The organism is Mycobacterium sp., assembly GCF_050701675.1.
In the GTDB taxonomy this organism is placed as follows: Bacteria; Actinomycetota; Actinomycetes; order Mycobacteriales; family Mycobacteriaceae; genus Mycobacterium.
In genome coordinates this window covers 1-2039 of record NZ_JBOGDD010000335.1, presented here as the reverse complement: position 1 = coordinate 2039, position 2039 = coordinate 1, and the positions used below count along the sequence as shown (strand labels likewise).

Below are 2039 nucleotides of genomic sequence, written 5' to 3'. Positions count from 1 at the left end.
ACGTTAGACAGCCGCGGAACGGATATCGCGATGGGTGAGAGACGAGTCGAAGCTGTTGTCACCGGCTCCGGCGCTCCTGGCCACCTCAGGGTGCGCTTCGGCCAAGAAGAGCGGGAGGTCCCCGCCGAGCGCGTGCCGGCAGCTCTTCGCACTCCCAACTCAGAGTTCGTCGCGGTCGTCGAAGGCGGCGAGCTTCTCCGCGTCGAATCCGCCGGGCGCGCGTGGATCGACATCCAGGACCGCGTGCGTTCCGTGCTCAACGCGGAGTGGGATCCGATCGGCGTCGCTCACACGGCCGCGGACGAGTACGACAGCGACATCGGCACGATCTACTCGATGGTCCGGCGAAACGCCTCGCCCGACGAGCTCGCCGCACAGCTCCTGCAGATCGAAATAGATTCGATGGGGCTCTCGGGTCTGCCTGAGGAGCAGCGTCTCGAGGCTGCGCGGCGTCTCCTTGCCCTCGAACTCCCTTCTCTGTAGGCGCGCGAGCGGCCAGGCTCGACACAGCGCGTGGTAGCATCACGCGCGGCCGCAGCTTAGCGGCCATCCGTTGTGCGGCACTGAAACCTGCTGCGCGCCGCACTAGTATATGGAGCGAACCGCGCGGCATTCCTCGTGACAGCGCTGCTCAGACAAGTCGAGGAGTCATGAAACGCATACTTCTGCCCTACGCGCTCCTAGTGACGCTGGCCTTGATCGCCCTCGGTCGTTCCGCTCCAGCACAGACTCCCTCCGCCAACGACCTTGCTGATCGCATGATCGAACGACGTGCCATCGAGGCCGTCATCTGGGGCATGCCGGCCGTGAACTACGAGCGGATGTTGCAGGCGGCGATCGACAACGGCGCGAAGGCAAACCAGGTCGTCTACTGGTCGAGGCCGGTGAACTGGAAGAATCAGACCCTCACGCCCAATCCGGACACGATCTACCTCAACCCGTTCTACGACACGAAGAACGGCCCGGTGGTGGTCGAGATTCCGCCTGCGGATGCGGACCAAGTAATCGTGGGCAGCTTCGACGTCGCCTGGCAGAACGCGCTGGCAGACGTCGGCCCCGCTGGCGCGGACAAGGGGCAGGGTGCGAAGTACCTCATCACACCGCCGGGCTACAAGGAGAAGGTACCGGACGGCTACATCGTGTTGCCGTCCGAGACGTACCGGGGCTTCGTGATCCTGCGATCGAACTTCAAGAGCCGCAGCGATGCCGACATCAAGTCGGCCGTTGAGCACGGCAAGCGCGTCCGCGTCTACCCGCTGGGAAGCAATCCTGATTCGACGGTGTTCGTGGACGCGTACGACAAGCCGTTCGACGCAACCATCCCGTACGACGCGACGTTCTTAGAGCTGCTCGACCGCTTCGTGCAGGCCGAGCCGTGGCTCACGCGCGACAAGGCGATGATCGACGTCCTGAAGACGGTCGGCATCGAAAAGGGCAAGCCGTTCAAGCCGGATGCCAACACGCGCAAGATCCTCGACGGCGCGGCGCGCGAAGCGCACGAAGTGATCGCGCTGAAATACGAGCGCGGCTTCGCTCCGCCGTTCTTTGCGGGCACACGCTGGGCAGTGCCCGTCCCGTCGGAGACACGCGACGGCCTCGGCTCCGGCTTCGCCGAGCCGAACGAATACGGCGTCGACGGCCGGGCGGTGATGTACCACATGGCGTATTTCAGCCCGAAGGTCTTCGGCGGGGGCCAGTTCTATCTCGTGGACATCAGCGATCGCGCGGGAGAACCGCTCGAAGGCAACAAGACCTATCGCCTGCGGGTGCCGGCGAACGCACCGGTGGAGCAGTACTGGTCGGCGACCGCGTACGACCGCGAGACGCACGCGCTGATCCGCGGGGTGTCCCGCCCGAGCCTCGCGTCGAACGACACGGCAGTGCAGAAGAACGCCGACGGATCGCTGGACATCTACTTCGGCCCCAAGGCACCGGCGGGTAAGGAATCCAATTGGGTGCCGACGGATCCGAAGCGGCGGTTCGAACTTCTGTTCCGGCTCTACGGGCCCAGGAAGGAACTGTTCGAGAAGGCGTGGAAG

General features: G+C 64.7%; 2 protein-coding genes. Both read left to right on the top strand.

Features of this window, described 5'->3' with window-relative positions; all coding sequences use genetic code 11:
- On the top strand, positions 1-483 hold a 483-nt coding region (locus tag ACRDUX_RS09900; protein WP_526413389.1), incomplete at its 5' end, for a hypothetical protein.
- A 167-nt stretch (positions 484-650) separates the two neighbouring features.
- On the top strand, positions 651-2039 hold a 1389-nt coding region (locus ACRDUX_RS09895; protein ID WP_526413387.1), incomplete at its 3' end, for a DUF1254 domain-containing protein.